The sequence below is a fragment of the Terrirhizobium terrae genome (assembly GCF_030323265.1).
GTDB lineage: Bacteria > Pseudomonadota > Alphaproteobacteria > Rhizobiales > Rhizobiaceae > Neorhizobium.
In genome coordinates this window covers 3,658,386-3,683,005 of record NZ_CP104992.1, presented here as the reverse complement: position 1 = coordinate 3,683,005, position 24,620 = coordinate 3,658,386, and the positions used below count along the sequence as shown (strand labels likewise).

Genomic DNA, 24,620 nt, shown 5'->3' with positions numbered 1-24,620 from the left:
ATGGACAACGCTGCGATAGAAGAAATGTTCGAAGGCCTCGGTCCCGTCACCATCAAGCGGATGTTCGGCGGCAAGGGTATCTATCACCAGGGGCTGATCATCGCGATCGACCTTCGGGACGAGGTCATGCTCAAGGCCGATGCCACCAGCGCCTCGGCGTTCGAGGACGCGGGGGCCAGGCAATGGGCCTATGAAGGCAAGAAGGGCAAGCCGGTGCTGATGCCCTATTGGTCAATCCCGGACGAAGCACTGGATGACCCGGACGAGATGCGCAAGTGGGTGGTTCTCGCCTTTGAAGCCGCAATGCGCGCGCCTCGGCAGCAAAGCTGATTGCAGCACTCAATTTAATTGCCGCAAGTGCAAGATTTCGCGTATTGCGCAGAATGCTGCAGCGCGAGTATCTTTCACGGGTAATGGGGGATGTGGTTCAGCTACGGTTGGGCCGACGACAGCATCCGACGATACTCGCAAGCGATTTTCATCAAGGCAAGGCCGTCCTGGACATCCAGGACGGCTTTTTCATTTGGCGTTCAATTGTTCAAGTGCTTGTCTTGCGAACACCGACAATGGCTGCGGTAGGTGATCGATGTCGATCCACTGTAGATCGGAGTGTTTGTCCGGCTCTGTTAGCCGCGGCTCACCGCCGAAGTTCTCGGTGAGGTAGATGAGCGAAACCCAGTGCTGATCTTCCTGCCCAAGGATCGCCTCGACCACGCCGACAAAGTTGACCTGGCCGATTTGCAGACCGGTCTCCTCCTCTGCCTCCCGCCGGGCAGCATCGGCAGCACGTTCCATAAGGTCGATCTTGCCGCCAACAATGCTCCAATGGCCTGCCTCGGGAGCTTTGAGGCGCCGGCACATAAGAACCCGCCCGTCCTCGCGACGGATGATCAAGCCGACGCCTATTCCGGGGTAGTCCTGTCCGGGCAGAGCGTTTTGCGTCACGCTTTTACGGCGTTTGCAACGATCAGCATGAAGGCCGGGATATCATCGCCGAAACCTACCGGGGTCGGGCCGTCGTCGTGGTCGCGGTGGCGGCGGCGATCACGGTTGTCGTTGTTGGCCGAGTTGGGGCGGCGGTCACGATTGCCGTTGTTGGCAACCTGATCGCGCTTTTCAGGACGACGATCGGATCTCTTGTTTTCCTGCACTGCTTCCACGCTCGTTTCTTCCGCGACTGTCTGCTTTTCCTGGGAAACCGCCTGCTCCTGGCGACCGCCACGATTGCGATCCCGACCACGTTCACGGCCCTTGCGGCCGCGGTCCTGATCATGGCTTTCCATGGGGGCGGGTAGGGCGGAAATGTCGCCGTTCAGCCATTCGATCTTTTCGCCGATAAGCTTCTCGATCGCATCGAGGTATTTCGTGTCGGCGCGCGTTACCAAGGTGAATGCCTTGCCCGAACGTCCGGCGCGGCCGGTACGGCCGATGCGGTGGACATAGTCTTCCGCGTGGATCGGCACGTCGAAATTGAAGACATGGCTGACGTCCGGGATATCAAGACCACGAGCCGCGACATCGGATGCCACCAGCAACGTGATGTTATTGTCCTTGAAATTGGCCAGCATGGTCGTGCGGGAACGCTGGTCCATGTCGCCATGCAGAGCGCCCACCGAAAAGCCGTGACGCTCGAGAGAACGGAAGAGGTCGGCGACGTCCTTCTTGCGATTGCAGAAGATGATGCCGTTCTTCAGGTCGTCCTGGGTCTTGATGAGGTCGCGCAGCACGGCGCGCTTCTCATAGTCCTTGTTGTGCGATGAGACGAGACGCTGCGTGACCGTCTTTGCCGTGGAGGACGGCTTGGCGACCTCGACACGTTCCGGGTTCTGCAGGAACCGGTCGGCCAGTTTCTGAATCTCCGGCGGCATGGTGGCCGAGAAGAACAGGGTCTGACGGGTAAACGGGATCATCTTTGCGATGCGCTCGATATCCGGGATGAAGCCCATGTCGAGCATGCGGTCGGCTTCGTCGATGACCAGAATTTCGACGCCGGTCATCAGCAGCTTGCCGCGCTCGCAATGGTCGAGAAGGCGACCGGGCGTGCAGATCAGAACGTCTGCGCCACGTTCGAGCTTGCGATCCTGCTCATCGAAGGACACGCCGCCGATCAAGAGCGCCACGTTCAGCTTGTGATTCTTGCCGTACTTGTCGAAGTTTTCCGCGACCTGTGCAGCGAGCTCTCTCGTCGGCTCAAGAATCAGCGTGCGCGGCATACGTGCCCGGGCACGACCCTTTTCCAGAAGCGTCAGCATGGGCAGCACGAAGGATGCCGTCTTGCCGGTGCCCGTCTGCGCGATGCCGCAAATATCGCGGCGCTGCAGGGCATGCGGGATCGCTCCGGCCTGGATCGGAGTCGGCGTTGTATAGCCGGCATCCGTGACGGCGGAGAGTACTTTCTGGCTCAGGCCAAGATCAGCAAAAGTGGTCAAAGGAAATACGTTTCCGTTCCATTCAAGGAGAACACAACTCGTCGGCACGCAGAATTGGGGCGACAACAGGGCGCGACATATGACCAAAAAGCCCGAAAGTCAAGAAAACCGGGCCTGCTCAAGGTCTTTTTGGTGAATGAAAGCAATCAGGCGGCGATTGGCCGCAGAAAATGCCCGCCAGTCATTCAAGATAAGAGGTCAGTTTCATTCCGGCGTTGAGGAAGCGCATCGGATCGACAGCCATGCCGTTGCGGCGAACTTCATAGTGAACATGCGGTCCCGTGGACCTGCCCGTTGAACCCGCGCGGCCGACGACATCGCCGGTTTCCACCTTGTCGCCGACGCTGACGAGGATCCTCGACATGTGCCCATAGCGGGTGGAGATGCCGTGGCCGTGGTCTATTTCGACCATGTTGCCGTAGCCCCCGGATGGACCTGCTGCGACGACAGTTCCGGCGCCGGTGCTTTTCACGTCATCGCCCGTGCGCGCCTGGAAATCGATGCCGGCATGCAGTGCGAGCCTGCCTAGAAACGGATCCATGCGGTTGCCGAATCGGCTGGAAATGCCGTGGCCGGGAGCAGGGTTGGAGAAGGGAAGGTCACGCGCGGTTTCGCGCACGCTCTCGAGGCGGGTCAGTGCCGCGTCGAGTTCTCCCAGGGATGAATCAAAACGGCTTTCACCGAGCTCCGGCGCCACATAGGGTCCGCCGACACCTTCTTCGGCCTCTGCCGCCCCGCCTGCATCGGCAACCTGCTCGACCGCCACGCCGCTGCGCTTGATGATCGCCGTAATCGCATCAGCCGTCGCGGAAGCGCCCGTCGTCAGGTTGGCGATCTTCGCCAGCTGCTGGCTTTCGAGTGTCTTGAGCGAAAGTGTCACCTTGGAAAAGATGCGGTCGGCCCGGTCTGCTGCGCCTTCGCGGAGGCTGGTTTCGCCGATAATGGATGCGGCATTCAGAGGGCTCGCGTTTGAGGTGCCAGCGAGAAGGCCTGCAATGGCAGCCGAGCCGCCGCTCAAGGATGCGCGCTTGCCGTCGTCGGCAGGAGCGTAGGCGGCCGGCGCCGTCAGCGGGGCGTCCAGCCCGGATTGTTCCGCGCGATCGAGAAGCGAGCCGAGTTTCCCATGACGGGAGAAGATCGCGTCCTGCTGTTCCAGAAGCTTTTCCACTTTTTTCTCGACGACCTGCTGATCGAGAAGCTGACGGGAGGTGATGCGGTCGAGCTGCGCCCGCAGCGCTGCGATCCGATCCTCGTAATCGTGCTGCATGCGCGCCTGACGGGCGATCGTCGCGCCGATCAGGTCATCGCGAATGACGAGATAGGAGGTGGCGCCGAGATATCCGATCATGGTCACGCCCGCAAAGCAGAAGGCGAGGGCGACCATCCAGGGGCGCAGCGTCAGATGCCTGATCTTGTCGCCGCTCGCCAGAATCAGGACATGCTGCTGGGTGCGTTTGCCAAAGACCTTGTTTCCGGCACCCTGCGCCACGTGCTGCTCCTGAAAGACGAGTCAATTCCGATGCTTGTCCGGTGCGATTACACATCCTTAAGGTTAACGAACGCTTATTTAGGCGCCCCCTTTGCCACGCGGAGTTCCACGCCCGCGAAATATCATCACTTTTGGAGTGATTATCACCTGAAACGGTGCTAGTTGCGCTCTCGCAGTCAAAACACATCCACAGAGTAAAGAGATGTCCAGGTTCAAGTCCGATTTCCTTCGCACGCTCGACGAGCGCGGCTTCATTCACCAGATCTCCGACGAGGCAGGTCTCGACGAACTGTTCGCCAAGGAAACCGTGACGGCCTATATCGGGTTTGATCCGACCGCGCCCAGCCTGCACGCCGGCGGACTGATCCAGATCATGATGCTGCACTGGATGCAGAAGACCGGCCATCGTCCCATATCGCTGATGGGCGGCGGCACCGGCATGGTCGGCGACCCTTCGTTCAAGGATGATGCGCGCCAATTGATGACGGTGGACACGATCGAGAGCAATATCGCCTCGATCAAGCGTGTCTTCGCCAGCTACCTGAACTACGGCGAGGGTTCGCAAGACGCGCTGATGATCAACAATGCCGACTGGCTGCGCGGCTTGAATTATCTCGAATTCCTGCGCGATGTCGGCCGTCATTTCTCGGTAAACCGGATGCTGTCCTTCGATAGCGTCAAGACGCGTCTCGACCGCGAGCAGTCTCTGTCCTTCCTGGAATTCAACTACATGATCCTCCAGGCCTATGACTTCGTCGAGCTCAACAAGCGTTATGACGTGCGGCTGCAGATGGGCGGTTCCGACCAGTGGGGCAACATCGTCAACGGCATCGACCTCGGTCACCGCATGGGGACGCCGCAGCTCTATGCGCTGACTTCGCCGCTGCTGACCACGTCATCCGGCGCCAAGATGGGCAAGTCGATGAACGGCGCCGTGTGGCTCAACCCGGATATGCTGTCGGCCTATGATTTCTGGCAGTACTGGCGCAACACCGAGGATGCCGATGTGTCGCGCTTCCTCAAGCTCTACACCACGCTGCCGATGGACGAGATCGCACGACTTTCCGCGCTCGGCGGTTCGGAGCTCAATGAGGTGAAGAAGATCCTCGCCACCGAGGTCACCGCCATGCTGCACGGTCGCGAGAATGCAGAGAAGGCCGCCGAAACCGCTCGCAAGACCTTCGAAGAAGGTGCGCTGGCCGATAACCTGCCATCGATCGAAGTCGCTGCCGCTGAACTGGAAGCCGGCATCGGCCTCTTGGCACTGATCGTCAAGGCAGGTCTCGCGTCGTCGAATGGCGAAGCCCGCCGTCACGTTCAGGGCGGCGCTGTGCGTATCAACGACGTTGCCGTCTCGGATGAGCGCAAGGTGATCGGGACCGGCGAAGTCACGGCCGATGGCGTCATCAAGCTGTCGCTCGGGAAGAAGAAGCACATCCTGGTGCGCCCGGTCTGATCAAACGACAAGCAATCTAAATTATTGGAAAGGCCGCCTCAGCGCGGCCTTTTTTCATTGATGGGTGCGATTACTGGAACTCGAAGATCTGCCGGAAGACACCGGGCGCGATGATCGACAGCGGATTGACCGAGAGCTTCGGCTTGTCGAACGGTCCCTGCATCTTGAAGGTGATGCCCAGCAGTCCGCGATCCCTGCCATTACCAAGGATGGCGCCGATCAGTGGGAGTTCGCCGAACAGGCGGTTCAGGCCATAGGCGGGCATGAATGTGCCGGTCAGGTCCATGGCGCCGCTGGCATCGCGAACCGTGCCCTGGAAGGTCGCGCCGATCTGCTCGCCGCGGACCACGCCGTTGGCCACGCCGAGGGCGCCGTTGCGATAGACGAGCGAGGCATAGGCCCGCTGAAACCGTGCGGAGCTGACGTCGATGTCGCGCTTGACCGCCGAGTTCAGGCTCTGGCCATTCTGCCCCACGGGCGTTGATACCAGCGACTGCAGGCGTTCTTCATTATTGATGGCGAAACTGCGGATATCGACAGCCCCGTCCCAGTCGTCGCCGCGGGCCTTCAGCTTGAGGTTCAAAAGGCCGCCGCGCAGATTGTCGTAAAGATCGGCGAAGCGTACGATCGCGCCGGCGTCTCCGCTGGTGACCGAGATCGTATCTCCGCGGGTCATCTCGCTCACCAGCGCCTGTCCGCTACCCGTGACTGCCGTGATATCGGCCCGCGATATGGTGTCGCCACGCATTGAAAACGCGACGTTGACGTTGGACAGAGCTTCGTCATTGAAACCGACTGCCCGATCAACCTTGGCGCGCAAGGTGGTGCTATCCCCTTTACCGCTACCACCACTGCCGCCCGTACCCTTGTCGTCGCCGGCGCGCATCCTGGTGATCAGTGGCCTGATATCAACGCTCTCGCCGTTGATGGAAACGTCGTAGGCACCTGAGGCGCGCTTGACCACGACGCTGTAATTGTCCGCTGGGGAAAGCTGGACTCGTGTCAGACTGGCTGTCGAAAGGCTGCCTCCCGACAGCTGGAATTCGCCCCTCGCACCAAAACTGTCGCCCGAAAGCTGAAAGTCGCGGATGTCGGTCTGTTTCGCGTCGCCGGTCACGACATTGAATTGGGCCTTTGCCCCAATCCCGCTGCCTTTCGTCCAACCGATCATCGGTGCTGTGAGAACAGCGCGGGTGAGATCCAGCGTGACTGCCTGACGCTTTTCGTCGACGCGGGTTAGCTCAGCGACAATCGTGCCGTTGACGATATCGGAGAGGCCCGGCACAAGCTTTTCGCGCTGCTGATTATCCAGGCTTGCCTTGATGATCCGCTCGCGCTTGACGGTCGAATTCGCGTCAACCGGTTCCGTCAGCGTAATATCGGCAGGCACCTCGTCGATCGTGCCACGAGCGGAAAGTCGGGCAGCCTGCGTATCGACATCGAGCGAGCCGGTCAGAGCGGCAATCTTGTGGCCTTCCATCTCAGGCTGCAGATTGACGCCCTCCAGGGCGATACGGGCGTTCCATGTCGGCTTCGGCGGGTTCTGGTCGTTGATCAAGCCAATGCGGGCCTGGATATCGGCCTTGGCGCCACCAGAGAAGTCTTCCGGTTTGAAATCTGTACCTCTTAAAGCGCGCACCGGTGCGAAATTGGCGAGTTCCGTAACCGCGTCGGCATTGCCGGAAAGCTGTAGCGCCATGTCGGCCATAAGCGGCTTTTCATACGTGTTCGGAAGAGAAAACGACCGCCATTGACGGTGACAATCCTGCCGGAAGGGGCGTAGGTCGCAGCTTTGCTGAAATCCACCGCCAAATTCTCGCCCTTGAGGGCAAAGCGCGCGTTTATATCGCGCAGGGGCGGGAAGTCGCCGGGTAGATTGAGGCGTGAATCGGCGAGGTCGAAGCTGATCTGCAGTTCGTTGCCGTCGAGTTCCATCGGAATCCCGGGCCCCTTCATGCGCCCGGCCGGAATGAAGACGGCGATGGTGCCGTCGGTTAACTCGCCGCCGAATAGATTCTGCATGATCCAGTCGCGGGGTTTGCGCGCCATCCAGAAGGGCCAGAGCTGTTTGACGCCCGTGACCTGAAATTTCGGCAGTTTGCCGCCGAAGCTGATCTCGGGTGATTTGTCGCCAAACTTGACCTTCAGCGAGGCCGCCATGTGGCCAAGGGGCTAGACAGGCCCATCTCGTCGAATTCGAGCTGCCGATCCCCGGATAGATAGCGACCGGTCGCTTTGAGATCGAAGAATGCCGGCTGTTCGCCATCGGTCGCGCCCACAGCAGTCGCGCCACTGACCAGAATGTCGAGGCCAAACCCGAGCCTCGCATCCGCGGTGTTCAATCGGTTGAGATCGATGATTGCACCGGTGAAGGGAAGAATGGTAGGGCCGAAACGTGCCTCGGATTTCAGGATCTCAATGGAGTTCTTGTCGAAATCATAGGCGACGTTGATGGTGGCGCCGCTGAAATCCTGCTCGATTCCGTCGAAATAAAAGTGACCTGGCGCATTGCGGAGGGTGGCCTGCATGGCGGGCTGCTGGGCGTCACCACGGGCGCGGGCGGCCTGGAGGTCGAAATCCAACGAGCTTTCCAGGCCCTCTCTCGGCAAACCGTCGTCCGTCCTCTGTAACAGGAAGGGCGTGACTTCAAGGCCAGACAGGCGTGCGGAGAGCGCCGCGGTGACGCCGTCGACCGTCTTCGAAGCAGCCGTCAGATTCTGCAACGCGGCCGTTGACCGTAATTGTGCCGTCGACGCCGATTTCACCTGTCTCGGTCCGGGCGAGCCTGAGATCGGTGACCTCAAGGACGGTCGGGTTGCGTCCCGGCGGTGCCGGAAGCACAATCTCGATACCGGCCAATCGAATGGAGGCGGTACCGGTTCGTTCGATCAGGCCTCTGGCTTCATCCAGACGCTGGAAAGCTTGCTCAAGCAGCTGCGGTACCGCGTCCACTCGCACCTTGGACAAAGCGATCGGGTCGCCAGAAGGGAGCTGAGCTGTTTCCAGGCGGATTGACTGCGCCTCGATATTGTTGATCGAGATCCGGCCGCCGAGCAGCGCCAGCGGATCGATCGCCATGCGCAGCGCACCGGCCCGGCTGAGATGCTCGCCGGTTGCCTGCTCGACTATGTCCACGTCACGCGCCTCGATGGCGATACGGAAATCCGAATCAAAGCGGATCGCGGTCGAGCCGACCGTGGAGACGTAACGCGGGCCTATGGCATTATTCAGTGCTGCCTGGGCGCGGTTTGTCAGCGTGCCATCGACAATGCCGCCTTCGATGGCGAAGACGGCGCTTCCGATCGCCACCAGGACCAGCATGACGAAGAGCACTACCGTCTTGCCGAATCGCCATGATCTGGTGCGATGGGGCGGGCAGTGAACGATGATCGGATCTTCGACCTGCGCAGACGGAAGGTCATGCAGCGGAACGATATCTTTCCGGCTGAAATTGATCTTCTCTCCGCGAATTTCGGCCATTCAGTGCAGAACTCGTCCTTGGCATCCACCGCTGATCTGGACGCGTCAAATGTCAGTATATACCCATTGCGGCGACAATCTCTCAAGATGCTGGCGAAAGAAAGGACACCGATGACCGATCTCGCAATTGGCGCAAAAGCGCCCGAATTCGAACTGCCCGGAAACAACGGAACGATGATTTCCTCGGCAGCTTATGTGGGCAAGCCGTTCGTTGTTTACTTCTATCCGAAGGACGACACGCCGGCCTGCACGACCGAGGCGATTTCCTTTTCACAGCTTCTGCCGGAGTTCGAGAGAGGGTGCAGCCGTGGTCGGCATATCGGCAGACAGCGTCAAGAGGCATGACAATTTCACCAAAAAGCGTGAGCTGACCGTCGCGCTCGGCTCGGACGAGAATACCGAGGTCTGCCAGAGCTACGGCGTCTGGAAAGAGAAGAGCATGTACGGCAAGACCTATATGGGAATCGAGCGGACGACGTTCCTGGTGGACGCAGACGGCAAGATCGCCCGCATCTGGCCGAAGGTGAAGGTTGCCGGCCACGCCGAGGAAGTGCTGGAGGCGGTATGCGCGCTGTCGCGGTGAGCGCGAGCGGCCCACAGACTATTCCGTTCTCTCAGGAGGAGGCGATCAAGGGCCAAACCTCGGTCGCACCTTCATAAATCATGGTCGCCGCTACATAGACGATCACCGCAAGACCTACATAGGAGATCCAACGGAATCGGTGAAGCAGCTTTGCCACGAAATTTGCCGCGACGCCCATCAGCACGATCGATACGACAAGACCGATGATCAGCACCGGCACATGATCCTGCGCCGCGCCGGCGACGGCCAGCACGTTGTCGAGCGACATCGAGACATCGGCAAGGACGATTTGTGTCGCGGCCTGAAAGAAGGTTTTCTGGTTGGACTTGCGGGGCGTAGCGCCCGCCGACAGTTCATGAGGAGTATCCTCGCCGCCCTGGCGAAGCTCCGACCACATTTTCCAGCAGACCCAGGAAAGCAGCAGGCCGCCGACCAGCTGAAGGCCGACAATGCCGAGAAGGTAAGTCGTTGCCGCGGCGAAACAGATGCGCAGAACGGTCGCTACCGCAATGCCGAACATGATCGCCTTCTGGCGCTGCTCTGCCGGCAATCCAGCCGTGGCAAGCCCTATGACGATGGCGTTGTCACCGGAGAGCACGAGATCGATTGCAATGACCTGAAGAAGCGCGGCAAGGCCGGCTGCTGTGAAGACTTCCATCATGAGGCCGAGGGCTCCGGCAGTTGAGGGATTGCTGGTAAAGGCGGGACACGAAAACCAAGGCAGTGCAGCGATGGACACTTCGTCGTTCTGTGCAGGGAGTTATGCCCCATATGGCGACATGGCAAGTGCACAGTCGGGCAGATGCGCAGGCGGAACGAAGATCGGCCAGCGGTGTTCTTCTCCATCTCATGGAGGATGACATGATCAGAGTTGCCATCGCATTCGTGACCATCGCGTCGCTTGCCGCACCCGCCCTTGCGCAGACCCGTGGCGATACGGCGACGCAAAGGATCATCGAGGCCGCGCCGGCCATCGCGCCAGGTCAGCAACCCGCCGATACGAACCTGCCGGGCGTCGATGGCTCGGCAACGACCGGCAGCACAGGCGACAGCGAATCGATGCCTGAGGAGCGGTGCGAACTGCCCGGCACCGACGCCAATGCTAATCCGACTGCAGAAGTGCCGAGCGTGAAGGGCGCGGACCCCACCTGCCGATAGAACAGACCGATATCGCGGCTGATACAATTGCCAGCAAAAATCGGGGCAGGGGTAGCTTTTCCCCTGCGTTCCGAAATGTTACCCCGGTGCAAGTGCCGATCCATGTCGGTAGGCAGGAACGGAGGATGAGTATGGCGCAATTCAATCTGGTCGGATTCTCGGGCAGCTACAATCGTCCATCCAAGACGTTTGCCCTTGTCGACTATGTGGCGGAACTCGCCAGCGCCAGATACGGCCTGACGAAAGCCGTTTACGACCTGGAAGATCTTGGCAAATCGCTGGGCAATGCCAAGTCTCAAGCCGATCTCGACAGCAATGCTGCGGCCGTGCTCTCTGCAGTCGTCGATGCCGATATTCTCGTCATGGGCTCTCCGACCTATAAGGGTAGCTATCCCGGCATGTTCAAGCATTTCATCGACCTGATCGAGCCTGAACAGCTGCGCGGCAAGCCTATCCTGATTACAGGAACAGGCGGTGGAGAACGCCATGCGCTGATGGTGGAGCACCAGCTGCGCCCTCTGTTCGGCTTCTTCATGGCGCACACGATCCCGACGGCGATCTACGCTTCGAGCCGGGATTTTACGGGCACGGAGATTACAGCGCAGCCGCTGCAGGAACGGATCGGTTTTGCGATCGACGAATTGTCCGCATTCGTATCCGTAAGCCGGCCCGCGCTACTGAGGGACCGCGGTTAAAGCGTCAAAATACGGGGAGAAACGGCCATGTCGCTTGAACAGGATATTGAACTGATCGCGAGACAGGAAGGGACGCTTGTCTTCGACGCGTTCGATGCATCGACAGCGTGGCAGCTTGGGTGTGCCCTGCAGGCGCTCGCGAGAACCCGCGGCCTACCTGTCGTGATCGACATAAGCTTGCATTCCATGCCTGTCTTTTACGCGGCGATGCCCGGTTCGACGCCGGATAATCCGCGCTGGGTACGCCGGAAGCGCAATGTCGTGCTTCATTTCCTGCAGTCGAGTTATGCCGTGGGTCGCAGGCTGGCTCTGCAGGATGCGACGCTCGAGTCGAAGTTTGCTCTCCCTGATGCCGAATATGCCGCCCATGGCGGGAGCTTTCCGATCACTGTGAAAGGCGCCGGCTGCATTGGCGCAGTGACCGTTTCCGGCCTTCCGCAGCGTGACGACCATAATCTCGTCGTGGAAGCACTTGCGAGCGTCCTCGGATACGAAGAGCGGGAGCTTGCGCTCCCGCAGTAAATTCTTCTTGTCGTGTAGATCCGCCGGTCGTCAACGCCTGAACATGCGTGCGACCGCAATCAATATGCAGGCGCCGATGAAGCCCGCGATCAGATAGCCGATCCAGCCGCCCAGAACGACGCCGAAGACGCCGAGGATCGCATTTGCGACGATTGCGCCGACGATCCCGAGAATGATGTTCATGAAGACGCCCATGTCGCTCTTCATGAACTTTTCCGCCAGCCATCCTGCGATGCCGCCGATGATGATGGCTGCGATCCAGCCGATACCTGCTTGTTCCATTTCCTTACCCTCGTTTTTCACTGCGAGAACTAACGCGCCACAATGTTCCCAAGTTCCACTGCTTTGCAGCAGGGGCTAACATTCCTTTTCTTCGCCTTGAACTGCTTCTATTTTCGCAGTCGATTCGGTCAGCAAGAGCAGAGAGAACATTGATCTCATATACATTCCCTCGCAGGACGAAGACGTCCGTCCCGACTTTGGCGCTTCTAATGGCGCTGATCTGCTCTCTGTCGATTGCGGGGGCGCCGTCGCACAACAGCCATCAACTCAGGCGCCGGCCGAATTGGCAGCTCAGGTGGATGTGACCGGAGACTCCATCAATATCGAGATGCGGGACAAGCTGCAGGGCCTGCGCCAACAGCTCGACTCTTTCCGACAGGATGTACAGCAGGCTCCCGATGACGACGCCAGGCTCGCGGATATCCGCGTGAGGGCCGAGGAGATCGTCGGCGAGATGCGGGCAGCGTCCGATGCCATGAAAGTCCGAGTGGAGCAGATTCAGGCGCGCCTGACGAGCCTCGGGGAGCCGCCGGCCGCCGGTCAGCCGCCCGAAGCACCGGCAGTGGTTCAGGAGCGCACGAAGCTTGAGAACGAGCGTTCCGAACTCAACATCATCGTCGATGACGCCGGCAGTCTACAGAACTCAGCAACGCAGCTCGCCAATACCATTACCAACCTGCGCCGGACGCTTTTTGCCCAGACCCTTTTCCGGCATACGGAACTGACGCCCGAACTCTTCGTCGAGGCCGGCCAGGCATTTTCCACCGAGGTCAGCAATTTCGGCTCCACTATGGGCAGCTGGCTCAGCTTTGCCTGGCGATACAAGACGCTGGCCTTCCTCGGCGCAATCGGGCTTTCCTTCGGCGCGGCACTGCTCTTCCTTATCGGCGGATACCGGGTGTTCGGCCGTTTCCTGCGACGCCATCCAGAGGACAATCCGGCCTATATCAAGCGGCTGTCCTACACGTTCTGGTCGACGATCATCCAGAGCATGTCACTCGCCGCCTTCCTGATGACGTCCTATCTCTTCCTCGAAGGGTTCAATATTCTGAGGCCTGACGTGGCGCCGATCATAGCCACTTTCTTCGGCTTCGTCTGGTTCGTGCAGTTCGTCTGGAAGCTCACTTATGCGGCGCTTGCACCGGATGAACCGGCATGGCGTCTGGTCAGGATCACGGATGGTGGCGCGCAGCTTCTCAGCCTTGCAGTTATCGCCATGGCGGTCGTCAACGGCCTGGATTATCTGCTCGGAGCAGTGAGCGAGGCGCTCAACTCGCCGCTGGTCCTGACGATCGTGAAGAGCCTGTTTGCGTCACTGATCATCGGTCTAATCCTGATCGCAATCTCCTTCATCAAGCCCGTGGTGGGGCGAGGGGAGGATGCAGGGCAGCGGGGTCGTCCATGGCCGCGCTCTTTCTCCATACTACTGCGCGTCATGGGCGGTGTACTGATCTTCTGCGTGGCAACAGGCTATATCGGCCTGGCGCGCTTCGCCTCGACACAGATCGTCCTCACCGGTGCCGTCGCGGTCCTGATCTATATCGGCATCCTGTCGGGCAAGGCGATTTCGAAGCGTGGCGCGTTCAACGATACGCTGCTCGGCCGTCGGCTCACCGACCGATACAAGTTCGGCGAAGTTGGCCTTGACCAGGCAGGCCTGCTCGTTGGCCTTGGAATTTATGCCGTGGCTCTCATCCTCGGCATTCCGCTGATCCTGCTGACCTGGGGGTTCCAGTTCGCGGATATCGAATCCTGGATCATAAACTTTTTCACCGAATTCCGGATCGGGTCGATCTCGATCTCGATCGTCGGCATATTCGGCGGCGTCCTGCTATTCGCTCTCGGCTACGTCATAACCCGCTGGATCCAGAAATGGGTGGACGGCAATGTGATGGCGCGCAGCCATGTCGACCTCGGGGTCCGCAACTCTGTCAGGACGGGTATCGGCTATCTCGGGATCGGACTTGCCGTGATCGTCGGCGTCTCGGCGGCGGGGATCAACCTCTCCAGCTTCGCGCTGGTCGCCTCGGCCCTGTCGGTCGGTATCGGTTTTGGTCTGCAGAACATCGTGTCGAATTTCGTCTCGGGCCTCATCCTGCTCGTCGAGCGTCCGTTCAAGGTCGGCGACCATGTAGTGACGGGGACGACCGAAGGCATTGTCAAGCGGATTTCGGTGCGCGCAACCGAGATCGAGACATTCCGCCAGCAGGCGATCATCGTGCCGAATTCCGACCTCATCAACGCACCTGTCGGCAACTGGACACTGAAGAACCGGATACAGCGCGCCGAGATCAAGGTTTCGGTCAGCTATGACAGCGATCCTGAGAAGGTCATCGCGATCCTGCTGGAAATCGTTGCCGACATTCCGGAAATTTTGAGAAATCCGGAGCCGCACGTCGACTTCCTGGCCTTCGGTGGCTCATCGCTCGATTTCGAGTTGCGTTTCCATCTGGCCGATATGTCGAACGGGATCCGTATCCGTAACGACGTGCGCATCGAGATCCTCAAGCGTTTCCGCGAGCAGCATATCGAGATACCGTTCCCGCGCTCGGAAGTCGTTTTCCATCGTGGCCCGCCGATCCTCTCATCCGAGGAGGATGGAGATCAGCGGGGCGGGGCGTGAGCGAAGCTTGAACGGCCAGAAAACAATGGAGAGGGCTGCGGTCGGAAAACGACGGCAGCCCTTTTTCTTTTGCGCGCAGACCCCGGACGCCATCAAACTTCGCAATGCATTAAGCGTAAATCGTCAGTCATCATTGACCGTAAGTATCTCGTCGAAGGAATACTTGCCTATTTTCGCGTGTCGCGTCCGGCGAATTAACTGTTCTGCAAATCATTGGAAGTAAAGGAAAAAGAAGGGCTGAATTTCTTTATCGGTAAGGGTTGTTATGACATTCCTCGGCATATCCGGCATGCAGTATTCCGGTGAATCTCTGGGTGGTTCACGTATTCTTCTTGCAGAAGATTCCAATGTTTTCACCTCGATGATCGGGACGCGGCTGAAAGAGCTTTTCGACATCGATGTCGAGATCTGCCGCAATTTCGAGGACCTGCAGCTTGCCTATGATCGCTCGACCGATCCGATCACGCTCGCCATCTCCAATATCAACCTGCCGGGCGCCGAGAACGGCGAGGCGCTCGAATATCTGATCGACCTGTCCGTTCCGACGATCGTGTTCACCGGCACGTTTCACGAGGAAACCCGCGACAAGTTGCTGACGAAGGACATTGTCGACTACATTCTCAAGGACAACGTCTTCGCTGTCGACATGCTGGCAGAATCGGTCTGCCGCTTCCTCACCAACCACCGTCACCACGTGCTGATCGTCGATGACAGCCCGACGGCGAGGGCGCTGCTTTCCAGCCGCCTGAAGCGCTACAATTTCCGCGTCAGCGTGGCCGATAGCGGTGCCAAGGCGCTCGAGATCCTGAAGAAGAACAGCGACATCGGTCTCGTCATTACCGATTACAACATGCCCGATATCGACGGCTTCGAACTGACACGGCGCATCCGCTCGGTCCGAGGTTCGCATGAGCTGCGCATCATCGGCGTATCCTCGTCTTCGAACCGCCTGCTTTCGGCACGGTTCCTCAAGGCCGGCGGCAACGACTTCATGCTGCGGCCATTCATCGACGAGGAGTTCTACTGCCGCGTCAACCAGAACCTCGATACGCTGATCCAGATCTGGTCGAACCAGGCGAAACGGTCAGCAGGCGCGGTGAAGAGCGTCGCTTAAGTCGCACGCGGAACATGAATCAATCAAAAAGGCCGGAGCGTTGAGCGTCCGGCCTTTTTGATCTCGCTGTATTTCGGGAGCGTTGGCTAAACCACGACGCCCGTTCTCGACGTGTTGAGCGTCAGTTTACGCTCGGCTCGTTCCTGCTGGGGCGAGCGGTTGTAGACCTCGCGGTAGCACTTGGAGAAATGCGAGGCCGAGACGAAGCCGCAGGCGACCGCTACCTCGACGACCGGCATGGACGACTGCACCAGTAAGTGCCGCGCGCGGTCGAGCCTTATCTCCAGATAGTAGCGGGCCGGCGAGCGGCCCATTTCCTGACGGAAGAGCCTTTCGATCTGGCGGCGCGACAGGCCGGCATCATCGGCGATCTCGACCAGCGACAGCGGTTCGGCGAGATTGTTCTCCATAAGTTCAATGATCGAGAGAACCTTGGAGTTCTGCACACCGAGGCGGGCGCGCAAAGGCAGACGCTGGCGATCGTGCGGGTTTCGGACGCGATCGGTCAGCTGCTGTTCGCAGACGCGGTTGACGAGGTTCTCCCCAAAATCCTGGCCGATGAGATTGAGCATCATGTCGAGCGAGGCAGTGCCGCCGGCACAGGTATAGAGATTGCCGTCGACCTCGTAGAGATCGGCATAGACCTCGGCCTGCGGGAAGGCTTCGGCGAAGCCGGGGAGGTTTTCCCAATGGATTGCGCAGCGCTTGCCGTTGAGAAGGCCTGCCTGGGCCAGAACATGGGCACCGGTGCAGAGGCTGCCAACGGCGATTCCGCGATTATAGGTTTCGCGCAGCCAGGCGTTGACGGACTTGTTGTTGAATTCCTCTACATAGATGCCGGAACAGACCAGCACCATGTTCGGGCGGTTTTCACCAGCGAGATAGCGGCGCTCGTCGGCCAGCGACGAATTGACCTCTATGCCGATGCCGCTGGATGAATATACCTTCTGCCCGTCGGCGGAACAGAGCCGCCAGGTATAGGCGTCATAGCCCAGCATGCGGTTTGCGATCCGCAGCGTCTCGACCGCCGCCGAGAAGGGCAGCATGGTGAAATGCGGGACCAGAAAGAAGACGATAGACCGCTTCTTTCCCGGATTCTTGCTCATCAGATCCATTGTCGTTCCCCTTGCTGCCGCTTGATGCGGTCTTGCACGTCTGAATGCGACATTCGCACGGACGTAGCGGATTAGAAGAGCTTTTGACGACAGGGAAATGGCATTTTTGCGACATGCAGGCGTCGCACAGGTGACAGGTGATCGGGTAGGGGAGGCCCTGACTATTGCCGAAATGCGACATGGCCTGCGGCTTGGTTTCCGCAGGCCATGTCCGGCAGTTTATCGAACATCTGAAGCCTTACTTGCTGATGGTTGTCGGCCAGCCGATGTCCTTACGAATTTCCTGCGGCAGGCTTTCAAGCATCCGCTCCGTCTTGCGCCGCTGCCAGGCGACAGTGATCCGCGCGACCAGCACGCGAAGCGCGTCGAGGGCCGACGGTTCATGGGAATGCGTCTTGCGCGGATGATGTACGTGCAGGGAGGTTACCGTGCTCATCATTTCTCTCCTTCGTTTCCTGGGTGCTTCATGGCCAGTCGGTGAGACGTTGCGCCAATCCATCTTTTGATCGAAGTCCGCCTTAACATCCTCGGGTTGAGTACACTCGACGTCCGCTTCGATGTTTTGGAGTATCTTCCCGATTTGACTTTCAATCAAACGAAATGATATGGTCCTTACGTTCAGATTTTTTGATGGAGGATCTGATGACTGTTCCTTTCCGCCCCCGCTTCAACTTCTCGACAATGATGTCCTGAGAACGTTTGTCGCCATTGCCGAAACGGGTAACTTTTCGACCGCCGCCGATGTTGTGCTGCGCACACCCTCGGCCGTGTCCATGCAGATCAAGAAGCTCGAGGAGCAGCTGAAGACGACGCTGTTTCTCAGGGACGCGCGCTCGGTGACGCTGACCCAGCATGGCGAAATGCTTCTGACTTACGCCCGCCGGATGATTGCGCTGTCGAACGAGGCGGTATCGCGCTTCGTCATGCCGGAACTTTCCGGTGTGGTACGGCTTGGAGCGCCGGACGATATCGCTGAACGGCTGCTGCCGAAGCTGCTCAAGGACTTCGGCGAGAGCTTTCCCGGCATCATGGTGGATGTCACGGTGGATCAGAGCCTGCTTCTGCGCAAGCGCATGGATGAGCAGCGGCTCGACCTGGCGCTTATCAACTGCGCAACCCGACCATTCCCGACCATCGGCGAGGTTATTCATACTGAGCAGTTGGTATGGGCGGGTGCAAAATGCGGTAATGCGCATCTGCGTGACCCTATTCCGGTCTCGGTCTGGGAAGAGGGTTGCGTCTGGCGGAACGATGCGTTGACGCAGCTCGACAAGCACAAGCGCGCCTATCGCATCGCCTATGCCAGCGCCCACACGATGGCGCAGCGTGCGGCGGTGGTCTCCGATCTGGCGATCGCGCCATTCCCCTTATCCTACATAACCGATGACATGCAGATTCTCGGTCCGAAGGAAGGCATGCCGGAACTGATCAGCTTCGATATCCGGCTGCTGACATCGCCGAACCTTTCCATTCCCGGAAAGGCTGTGGCGGAAAGCATCAAGGAAGCATTCAGTTCAGCGGTCGCGGCCGCTGCCTGATCAGTACCGCATCGGAGCAGCCGGGTTCCCCGGGCGCTCCCTATTCCCGCGACCGGCGACGTCTGCGTCCGCCTTCGCCGCCTGCTTCAGCCACAGCCTTCTTCTCCGGCAAGGTGACGACAGTCGCGAGATTAGGGAAGGCGTCCACCTTGTTCGGCAGAGCCATGGCATCGACGAACAATTGCTGGAAGTTCGGTTCCAGTGCGGTCTCGATCTTCTCGATGCGCTTGACGGTCTCTTCGATCTCACGACGGAAATCGCGGTTGAGAAGCGCCATCAGAGCGCCCGTGCCGGCGGCGTTGCCGACGGCCTTGACCTCCGCCAGATCGCAGTCGGGTATCAGGCCGAGCACCATGGCATATTTCGGATCGATGAAGGAGCCGAAGGCGCCGGCGAAGCGGATCGTGTCGATCGTCTCGACACCCTGCTTTTCCATCAGCAGCTTGATACCGGCATAGAGTGCCGCCTTGGCGAGCTGGATGGCACGAACGTCATTCTGCGTCACGACGATGCGGGGCGCGCCATCATGCAGAAGATAGGAGAATGTGCGGCCGTTCTGCAGGATGCGCGGGCTGCGCTCTGCCATCTGGCCGTCGACGACGCCGTCCTCGGAAATGATGCCGCAGAGATACATTTCCGCGACGACCTCGATGATGGCCGAACCGCAGATGCCCGTGACACCGACCTTCTCCGCGGCCGGCCAGAACCCTTCCTCATCCGACCATTGCTCCACGCCGATCACCTTGAAGCGCGGCTCAAGCGTCAGCGGATCGATGCGGACACGCTCGATGGCGCCGGGTGCCGCACGCTGACCGCCCGATATTTCAGCGCCTTCGAAGGCCGGACCGGTGGGCGAGGAGGCGGCCACTACGCGGTTGCGGTTACCGAGCACGATCTCGGCATTGGTACCGACATCGACGAGCAGCATCATCTCGTCCTGCCGGTGCGGGCCCTCGGAGAGCGTTGCTCCTGCTGCATCCGCCCCGACATGGCCGGCGATGCAGGGTAGCAGATAGACACGGGCGCCGTGATTGATGGCGAGATCGATCTCTCGCGACCACGTATGGACCGCGCCGGACACCGCGAGTGCAAACGGCGCCTGGCCGAGTTCCGTCGGGTCGATGCCGAGAAACAGGTGGTGCATGATCGGGTTGGCGACAAACACAGCGTCGAGGATGTCGTTCGGGTCGATGCCGCTCTCCTGACAGACTTTTGCCGTCAGCTCGTTGATCGCCTGACGCACCGCCGTCGTCATCGCCTCGCGGCCGTCCGGGTTCATCATCACATAGGAGACGCGGCTCATCAGGTCTTCGCCGAAGCGGATCTGCGGATTGGGCGCGCCGGAGGAGGCGACGACCCGACCCGACAGCAGCGATACGAGGTGCATGGCGATCGTCGTCGAGCCGATGTCGCAGGCAATGCCATAGGCTTCATTGTGCAGGCCAGGCCATAGGGCGATCAGGTTGGGGCGCGAGCCCTCGATATCGCGGTGGATCGCAGCGGTGACGCCCCAATTGCCTTTGCGCAGCGTCTTCTGCACATCCGGCAGCAGATGCTGGGCGACGAGGATGTTTTGGAACCCCCAGTCCTTCTCCAGCATCACGTTCAGGCGGTCGAGATCGCCGAGCGGCTTGTGCATATCGGATTCGTCGACCTCGACATAGCAGAGCTGGATCGCCGGATTTCGGTCAAAAGTCTTGTCGGTGGCCGCCTTGCGGATGACCTGCGCATTGACGACCGTATCCTGCGGCACATCGACGACGAGATCGCCGAGGATCTGTGCCGAACAGGAGAGGCGTCGGCCGGCGGGGATGGTACGCACATCCGCATAGCGCTGCTCCTTCGGTCCGACAGGCGAGATGTGATCGGCGGCGGAGGTGATGCCGTGTTTGGCGAAATTGCCTTCCTGCACCTCGATCTGACAGCGGCCGCAAGTGGCGCGGCCGCCGCAGACGCTCTCAACATAGACGCCGAGTTGGCGCGCGGCATCGAGCACCGACGTGCCGACCGGAAACCGGCCGCGCTTGCCGGACGGCATGAAGAGGACGAGGGGATCTCTTTGCGAAATATCTGCCATTCTATCCTGCTTACTCGGCCCGCGCTCCGGCGCCTGCCCGGGCTGCACGCCCACCCCGACGTCCGCCGCCTGCGGATGGGGCCGCGGTGCTTGCCGCGGCAGCGCCGCCCTCAGCCGGTTTGTAGTCGCGATAGGTCATGATCCAGTTGCTGCAGTTCTGGTCGGTGCCATTCAGAACATTGGCGGCCCGCACCGCTTCCATTTCCTGCGGGCGGCAGGGGTTCATGATGGCGGAGGTCATGCCGGCGCCGATCACCATCGGGATGAAGCCGGCATTGATGCCGTGGCGGTGGGGCAGGCCGAAGGAGATGTTGGAGAGGCCGCAGGTCGTATTGACCTTCAGTTCCTCGCGCAGGCGCCGCAACAGCGCAAAGACCTGGCGTCCGGCATCGCCGAGCGCGCCGATCGGCATGACCAGCGGATCGACCACGATGTCATGGCTCTTGATGCCGTAATCGGCGGCGTGTTCGACGATCTTCTTGGCGACGGCAAAGCGGACATCCGGATCCATCGAAATGCCGGTCTCGTCGTTGGAGATCGCCACGACCGGAACGTCGTATTTCTTGCAGAGCGGCAGGATCGCCTCGAGCTTTTCTTCCTCGCCGGTGACGGAATTGACCAGCGGTCGGCCCTTGGCAACTTTCAGCGCCGCCTCGATGGCCGCAGTGACAGAGCTATCGATCGACAGCGGCACGTCTACGAGGCCCTGCACGATCTCGAGCGTCTGGACGAGGAGGCCGGGCTCGGTCTCGTTCGGGTTGACGGAGGTTACGCCGGCATTGACGTCGAGCATGGTCGCACCCGCCGCCACCTGTTCCAGCGCATCCTTGACGACGGTATCGAAATTGCCCTCGATCATTTCCGCCGCAAGCTTCTTGCGGCCAGTCGGATTGATCCGTTCACCGATGACGCAGAAGGGCTGATCAAAGCCGATCACGACTTCCCGGGTTGCGGATGCGACGATGGTGCGGGTCATATCTTTCTCCGGCTATGGGGGAGGATGATGAGATGTGCTTGGATATCAGGCTGCTTCGCGTCCGCCTGCCTTGACCAGCGCGACAAGCCGTTCCTTGTCGTAGGCGGCTTCCAGTTCGGCCGCGGCCTTGTCCGCCTCGGCTTCGAGATCATCGGAGACAGGGACGGGATCGGCCTTGCGCCATTCCGCCAGATAATCTTCGGTTTCGGCCGCGCCGGTGCGCATCGCACACATGTCGATCGCCTCGGTGAAGCGTAGCGAAAGCTCGCGCTTGGCCGTCTGGCGGCCCTTCTTGATGATAACCTGCGCGGGGATATCCCGCCAGTAGACGGTAATGCGGTCTGCCATGTACTCCTCCGGTAGACCGCGAGCATGCACCGGCAGCGCGGCCGGGACTGCGCTTGGCACGACGTCGCAGGCGACCAAAAGCGACGTCGCTACCAGATGCCTTTGGTAATCCCGTGCCAGAGCCACATCCAGATCGTCGGCGGATATTTCAGTGCCGATTTTCCCGAGGGGCGATAAGGCCGCAAATTGCCGGATATTGCGTCCTCGATCGCCCTTATGGCGATGCCGGTCGAGGCTGCGGTGATCAGCAGCGGATAGGTGGCGATCATGTCGGACTTTGCGGGCGACACGCGCTGTTCGTAGAGGCTCTCACCCGTATCGATACCGGCATCGACGAGATGCACCGTCGCGCCGAAATTTTGTTCGTCTCGTTCTACGCGCGACCAGTAACCGCCCATCTGACCGCGATACATGGGGTTGATGCCGGCATGGAAATTGATGATCGGGCAGGGGATCGCAGCAAGGGTCGCCTTCGAAAGGATGCGGCAAGAGATTGTGAAAACTACCAACGGAGCGAGGCCGGTCACCGCTGCGTGACACTCGGCACTGTTGAGCGAAGTTACCTGCGTGACCGGAATGTCGGGCTTCGGTTCGCCGGATAAGCCGTATTGCCGGAGGATCTCCTGGCTCCGCCGCGCCGCGAGTTTCTTGCTCAGCCGCGAGGCGATCATCGTCGCCATTTGGCCCGAGGCATTCAGCCATCCGAGATTACGTGTACGACGCCTGAGGATTTCTCCCTTGGTCTCCGGTCGCTCCTCGATGACATGCAGATCGGTGAAATGCGCTGCCAGCTCATTGATCATCACCTGCGGATTCAAGCCGCCCGCGGTCATCACCACGATCTTGGATGAGGTGGTCTGCTGCATCTGCCGCTCCGGATCGGACTTGGGTTTTCTCGACCCTCGCCGACAAGCCAAGAAGAAAGCGTTAAGCGGAGCGCATTGCGGTTGTCAGATCGCCGTAGCCGGTGAAGCGGTATTCATACTCCAGCCCGAGGTAGTCGGCCGCCTCGTGCGCTTTGCGCTGAAGGTCGACGTCCTCCTCCTGGCTGAGATAGACCAGCTTGCGGTAATTGCCGAAATACATGTCCTTCAGCTCCGGATGCCGGTCGAGGCCCAGCGGTTCGACGACGAAGGCGCGGAACTGGCGGGCGAGAAAATCCGTCAGGAAGAAGGAGAGAAGATCTTCGTCTGCTTTTGCGTCGAAGACATCGTTGCCGGAGAAGAACGAGTAACAATGCGGTCCGGCGATGCGCGCAATGCCTACTCGCTCGCAGAGGCGGTCGATATCTCCGCCGGTGCCGCAATCGGCATAGGCAAAGAAGATGCGCATAAAGCCGTTTTCACGCGCCTCAGTGACGGCTTTTTCCAGCCCGGGGACGATCTTTTGCGGATAGGCGTGCCAGATGGCCGGCAGGCAATTCAGGTCGATATGGTTGAGGCCGTGCTGTCTGGAAACGGCCAAAATTTCACGGGCGATCGCACCGCACGCAATTACGTGAACCTTTTCCGACTTCAAACGTTCCATAGCCGGAAAATCACTTTCCAACACATTTTGATCCTTACCCATCGGAGTATTCCATCATGACGGCCAAGACAGTTACCGTTATCGCTGCTCTTTTCGCTATTACGGCTTCCCTCAGCTCTTGCGGCAACACGATCCGCGGCATGGGTCAGGATACGGCCAATACCGTGAACGCCACTCAGGATGCAGGCCATCGCGTCGGCAAGGCTGCCCAGTAACGGAATACCGCAATCGCGGCATCTATTGCACCGCGCTCGTCAGATGATGAACGCGGTGCGAAACCCCAGCTATCTAGCACGAAATCACGCCGTGCTCACATCCGGCAGATATCCTCAGGCTCCTGCAGCCAGTTGGTTGTGCCTGCGTGAAAGAAAGTCCTTGGCCGTCTCGACCGCAATGGCGGCATCGCGGCAATAGGCATCGGCACCCACGGCCTTGCCGAATTCCTCGTTCAGCGGCGCGCCGCCGACCAGCACGACGTAGTCTTCGCGAATGCCCTTTTCCTTCATCGTGTCGATCACGACCTTCATATAGGGCATGGTGGTCGTCAAAAGCGCCGACATGCCGAGAATATCCGGTTTTTCCCGTTCGATCGCGTCGAGATAGTTCTCGACCGGATTGTTGATGCCGAGATCGACGACGTCGAAACCGGCGCCCTCCATCATCATGCCGACGAGGTTCTTGCCGATGTCGTGGATGTCGCCCTTGACCGTGCCGATCACGACCTTGCCGAGCTTCGGCGCACCGGTTTCAGCCAGAAGCGGTCGCAGGATCGCCATGCCCGCCTTCATCGCATTGGCGGAGAGAAGCACTTCCGGCACGAACAGAATGCCGTCGCGGAAGTCGATACCCACGATGCGCATGCCCTCGACAAGCGCCTGGGTGAGAACGTCATAGGGCGTCCAGCCGCGCTCGAGCAGGATATTGGTCGCCTCTTCGATCTCCTCCTTCAATCCGTCGTAGAGGTCGTCATGCATCTGCTGGACGAGCTCTTCGTCGGAGAGCTCCGCAAGAATGATTTCGTCGTCGGACATGAATTCTCTTCCCTAGGTTAGAGGCGATGGTTCAAATCGCATTGACACCTGCAACTATGTCTAGCCGCAAACTGTTTCGCAATTTCTTTTGGAAGCGACAGGCCGACGTCGGAAAGAGAATGGTTCGGGGCTCCTGTCGCAAATGTCTGTCTTGTGCAAATGCGTGACGCAGAGAGG

At 59.8% G+C, this 24,620-nt stretch carries 25 protein-coding genes and 2 pseudogenes; 10 read left to right on the top strand and 17 right to left on the bottom strand.

Features of this window, described 5'->3' with window-relative positions:
- On the top strand, positions 1 to 330 hold the full coding sequence (locus N7E02_RS26215) for a TfoX/Sxy family protein (protein WP_286580655.1): 330 nt from the start codon (positions 1 to 3) through the stop codon (positions 328 to 330).
- A 189-nt stretch (positions 331 to 519) separates the two neighbouring features.
- Here the strand turns inward: N7E02_RS26215 and N7E02_RS26210 are convergent, their stop codons facing one another.
- The 3 genes from N7E02_RS26210 to N7E02_RS26200 all read right to left on the bottom strand — a co-directional run bounded on the left by N7E02_RS26210 (position 520) and on the right by N7E02_RS26200 (position 3,918).
- Positions 520 to 894: an NUDIX domain-containing protein gene (locus N7E02_RS26210; protein WP_286580653.1), complete on the bottom strand. Its 375-nt coding sequence runs from the start codon at positions 892 to 894 to the stop codon at positions 520 to 522.
- A 47-nt stretch (positions 895 to 941) separates the two neighbouring features.
- On the bottom strand, positions 942 to 2,429 hold the full coding sequence (locus tag N7E02_RS26205; protein ID WP_286580652.1) for a DEAD/DEAH box helicase: 1,488 nt from the start codon (positions 2,427 to 2,429) through the stop codon (positions 942 to 944).
- A 181-nt stretch (positions 2,430 to 2,610) separates the two neighbouring features.
- On the bottom strand, positions 2,611 to 3,918 hold the full coding sequence (locus N7E02_RS26200; RefSeq protein ID WP_286580651.1) for a M23 family metallopeptidase: 1,308 nt from the start codon (positions 3,916 to 3,918) through the stop codon (positions 2,611 to 2,613).
- Positions 3,919 to 4,120: 202 nt separating this feature from the next.
- Between N7E02_RS26200 and tyrS the strand changes: the two genes are divergently transcribed.
- Positions 4,121 to 5,374: a tyrosine--tRNA ligase gene (gene tyrS, locus N7E02_RS26195; protein WP_286580650.1), complete on the top strand. Its 1,254-nt coding sequence runs from the start codon at positions 4,121 to 4,123 to the stop codon at positions 5,372 to 5,374.
- 70 nt (positions 5,375 to 5,444) lie between these two features.
- Here the strand turns inward: tyrS and N7E02_RS26190 are convergent, their stop codons facing one another.
- The 4 genes from N7E02_RS26190 to N7E02_RS26175 all read right to left on the bottom strand — a co-directional run bounded on the left by N7E02_RS26190 (position 5,445) and on the right by N7E02_RS26175 (position 8,854).
- A complete protein-coding gene (locus tag N7E02_RS26190; RefSeq protein ID WP_286580648.1) occupies positions 5,445 to 7,082 on the bottom strand; it encodes an AsmA-like C-terminal region-containing protein in 1,638 nt (545 codons plus the stop codon).
- Positions 7,001 to 7,534 carry a YhdP family protein gene (locus N7E02_RS26185; protein WP_286580647.1) on the bottom strand — a complete coding sequence of 178 codons (534 nt, stop codon included), beginning with the start codon at positions 7,532 to 7,534 and terminating at the stop codon, positions 7,001 to 7,003. Before N7E02_RS26185 ends, N7E02_RS26190 begins: the two co-directional genes overlap by 82 nt.
- A complete protein-coding gene (locus N7E02_RS26180; protein ID WP_286580645.1) occupies positions 7,519 to 7,956 on the bottom strand; it encodes a hypothetical protein in 438 nt (145 codons plus the stop codon). Before N7E02_RS26180 ends, N7E02_RS26185 begins: the two co-directional genes overlap by 16 nt.
- A gap of 64 nt (positions 7,957 to 8,020) precedes the next feature.
- The gene (locus N7E02_RS26175) at positions 8,021 to 8,854 is read right to left on the bottom strand and encodes an AsmA family protein (RefSeq protein WP_286580640.1); all 834 of its coding nucleotides are present in this window, start codon (positions 8,852 to 8,854) and stop codon (positions 8,021 to 8,023) included.
- A gap of 111 nt (positions 8,855 to 8,965) precedes the next feature.
- Here N7E02_RS26175 and bcp point away from each other — a divergent pair.
- A pseudogene (gene bcp, locus N7E02_RS26170) lies at positions 8,966 to 9,437 on the top strand (thioredoxin-dependent thiol peroxidase).
- A gap of 31 nt (positions 9,438 to 9,468) precedes the next feature.
- On the opposite strand, the gene N7E02_RS26165 reads toward bcp, so the two are convergent.
- Positions 9,469 to 10,095 carry a TerC family protein gene (locus N7E02_RS26165; RefSeq protein ID WP_286584048.1) on the bottom strand — a complete coding sequence of 209 codons (627 nt, stop codon included), beginning with the start codon at positions 10,093 to 10,095 and terminating at the stop codon, positions 9,469 to 9,471.
- A gap of 203 nt (positions 10,096 to 10,298) precedes the next feature.
- Between N7E02_RS26165 and N7E02_RS26160 the strand changes: the two genes are divergently transcribed.
- From N7E02_RS26160 to N7E02_RS26150, 3 genes are all read left to right on the top strand, one after another.
- Positions 10,299 to 10,595, top strand: a complete 297-nt coding sequence (locus N7E02_RS26160) for a hypothetical protein (RefSeq protein ID WP_286580638.1) — start codon at positions 10,299 to 10,301, stop codon at positions 10,593 to 10,595.
- A 131-nt stretch (positions 10,596 to 10,726) separates the two neighbouring features.
- On the top strand, positions 10,727 to 11,290 hold the full coding sequence (msuE, locus tag N7E02_RS26155) for an FMN reductase (RefSeq protein ID WP_286580636.1): 564 nt from the start codon (positions 10,727 to 10,729) through the stop codon (positions 11,288 to 11,290).
- A 27-nt stretch (positions 11,291 to 11,317) separates the two neighbouring features.
- Positions 11,318 to 11,812: a heme-degrading domain-containing protein gene (locus N7E02_RS26150; RefSeq protein ID WP_286580633.1), complete on the top strand. Its 495-nt coding sequence runs from the start codon at positions 11,318 to 11,320 to the stop codon at positions 11,810 to 11,812.
- Between the two features lie 30 nt (positions 11,813 to 11,842).
- Here the strand turns inward: N7E02_RS26150 and N7E02_RS26145 are convergent, their stop codons facing one another.
- Positions 11,843 to 12,094 (bottom strand): GlsB/YeaQ/YmgE family stress response membrane protein, encoded by a 252-nt coding sequence (locus tag N7E02_RS26145; RefSeq protein ID WP_286580632.1) that lies wholly within the window; start codon positions 12,092 to 12,094, stop codon positions 11,843 to 11,845.
- Between the two features lie 295 nt (positions 12,095 to 12,389).
- On the opposite strand from N7E02_RS26145, the gene N7E02_RS26140 reads away from it, so the two are divergent.
- A complete protein-coding gene (locus tag N7E02_RS26140; RefSeq protein ID WP_286580630.1) occupies positions 12,390 to 14,717 on the top strand; it encodes a mechanosensitive ion channel family protein in 2,328 nt (775 codons plus the stop codon).
- Positions 14,718 to 14,982: 265 nt separating this feature from the next.
- The gene (locus N7E02_RS26135) at positions 14,983 to 15,831 is read left to right on the top strand and encodes a response regulator (protein ID WP_286580629.1); all 849 of its coding nucleotides are present in this window, start codon (positions 14,983 to 14,985) and stop codon (positions 15,829 to 15,831) included.
- A gap of 86 nt (positions 15,832 to 15,917) precedes the next feature.
- On the opposite strand, the gene N7E02_RS26130 is transcribed toward N7E02_RS26135, so the two are convergent.
- Together N7E02_RS26130 and N7E02_RS26125 are read right to left on the bottom strand one after the other, a co-directional pair.
- Complete coding sequence (locus N7E02_RS26130; protein ID WP_286580627.1) at positions 15,918 to 16,937, bottom strand: GlxA family transcriptional regulator; 1,020 nt, start codon at positions 16,935 to 16,937, stop codon at positions 15,918 to 15,920.
- Between the two features lie 247 nt (positions 16,938 to 17,184).
- A complete protein-coding gene (locus tag N7E02_RS26125; RefSeq protein WP_286580624.1) occupies positions 17,185 to 17,382 on the bottom strand; it encodes a hypothetical protein in 198 nt (65 codons plus the stop codon).
- A gap of 164 nt (positions 17,383 to 17,546) precedes the next feature.
- Here N7E02_RS26125 and N7E02_RS26120 point away from each other — a divergent pair.
- Positions 17,547 to 18,484 (top strand): annotated as a pseudogene (locus tag N7E02_RS26120) (LysR family transcriptional regulator).
- Between the two features lie 40 nt (positions 18,485 to 18,524).
- On the opposite strand, the gene N7E02_RS26115 reads toward N7E02_RS26120, so the two are convergent.
- The 5 genes from N7E02_RS26115 to N7E02_RS26095 all read right to left on the bottom strand — a co-directional run bounded on the left by N7E02_RS26115 (position 18,525) and on the right by N7E02_RS26095 (position 23,433).
- Positions 18,525 to 20,561: an ASKHA domain-containing protein gene (locus N7E02_RS26115; RefSeq protein ID WP_286580619.1), complete on the bottom strand. Its 2,037-nt coding sequence runs from the start codon at positions 20,559 to 20,561 to the stop codon at positions 18,525 to 18,527.
- Between the two features lie 10 nt (positions 20,562 to 20,571).
- The gene (locus N7E02_RS26110) at positions 20,572 to 21,537 is read right to left on the bottom strand and encodes a methyltetrahydrofolate cobalamin methyltransferase (RefSeq protein ID WP_286580617.1); all 966 of its coding nucleotides are present in this window, start codon (positions 21,535 to 21,537) and stop codon (positions 20,572 to 20,574) included.
- A gap of 45 nt (positions 21,538 to 21,582) precedes the next feature.
- A complete protein-coding gene (locus tag N7E02_RS26105; protein ID WP_286580615.1) occupies positions 21,583 to 21,885 on the bottom strand; it encodes a virulence factor in 303 nt (100 codons plus the stop codon).
- An 89-nt stretch (positions 21,886 to 21,974) separates the two neighbouring features.
- The gene (locus N7E02_RS26100) at positions 21,975 to 22,751 is read right to left on the bottom strand and encodes a formyl transferase (protein WP_286580613.1); all 777 of its coding nucleotides are present in this window, start codon (positions 22,749 to 22,751) and stop codon (positions 21,975 to 21,977) included.
- Positions 22,752 to 22,812: 61 nt separating this feature from the next.
- Positions 22,813 to 23,433 (bottom strand): DUF1638 domain-containing protein, encoded by a 621-nt coding sequence (locus N7E02_RS26095; protein WP_286584047.1) that lies wholly within the window; start codon positions 23,431 to 23,433, stop codon positions 22,813 to 22,815.
- 35 nt (positions 23,434 to 23,468) lie between these two features.
- Here N7E02_RS26095 and N7E02_RS26090 point away from each other — a divergent pair, with 35 nt between their 5' ends.
- The gene (locus N7E02_RS26090) at positions 23,469 to 23,627 is read left to right on the top strand and encodes an entericidin domain-containing protein (protein WP_093000283.1); all 159 of its coding nucleotides are present in this window, start codon (positions 23,469 to 23,471) and stop codon (positions 23,625 to 23,627) included.
- Between the two features lie 114 nt (positions 23,628 to 23,741).
- On the opposite strand, the gene N7E02_RS26085 is transcribed toward N7E02_RS26090, so the two are convergent.
- A complete protein-coding gene (locus N7E02_RS26085; protein ID WP_286580611.1) occupies positions 23,742 to 24,443 on the bottom strand; it encodes a cobalamin B12-binding domain-containing protein in 702 nt (233 codons plus the stop codon).
- Between the last annotated feature and the right edge of the window lie 177 nt (positions 24,444 to 24,620).